The sequence below is a fragment of the Arthrobacter sp. K41 genome (genome assembly GCF_059089645.1).
Map to the genome: position 1 here is coordinate 1 of NZ_JBNHEW010000016.1, position 741 is coordinate 741.

General features: G+C 62.9%; 1 pseudogene. It reads left to right on the plus strand.

What is annotated here, in order from left to right:
• Window positions 1-50: 50 nt before the first annotated feature.
• Window positions 51-741 (plus strand): annotated as a pseudogene (locus AC5RTE_RS17165) (IS5 family transposase); the annotation flags it as partial.

A 741-nucleotide genomic window follows, 5' to 3' on the forward strand; every position in this document is an offset into this window, starting at 1 on the left:
CTAGGGCGTGTCTCCTAAATCTGGGCTGGCTTAGCAGTGATGCTTGATGGGTGTCGCGTACTTCTGTTTTGACTGACGGGCAGTGGGCCCGCATCCAGCCGTTACTGCCGTCCTCTGCCGGCCGGCGGGGACGTCCATTCCGGGACGACCGCCGGGTTGTCGAGGGCATCATTTACCGGTACCGATGCGGAATCGCCTGGCGGGATGTTCCCTCCGAATTCGGTCCGTGGCAGACCGTTTGGAAGCGTCACCGCCGCTATAGCGGTGACGGAACGTGGGACAGCATTCTGGCGACATTGCTGACGGTGGCGGACTCTCGAGGTGAAGTGGACTGGTCGGTCTCGGTCGACTCGACGGTCAACCGCGCCCACCAGCATGGCACCAACCTTCCCCGCGCCACAGGGGGCCGGCTCGAATTACATGAATCTGTTTGCTGAGCCGGACGATCACGCCATTGGACGGTCCCGCGGCGGACTGAGCACCAAAATTCACGCCTTGGTCGATGGCAAAGGCCGGCCACTGGTTCTGCTGGTCGCACCGGGCCAGGGCGGGGATGCGCCGATGTTCGGCCACCTCATGAGCCAGTTGAAGATTGCTCGTTGCGGTCCGGGCAGGCCACGTACCCGCCCGGACCGTGTTCGCGGTGACAAGGCATACTCATCCAGAGCCATCCGGACCCACCTTCGCGACCGCAATATCGTCGCTGTCATCCCGCAACCATCAGACCAGATTGGTCATCGG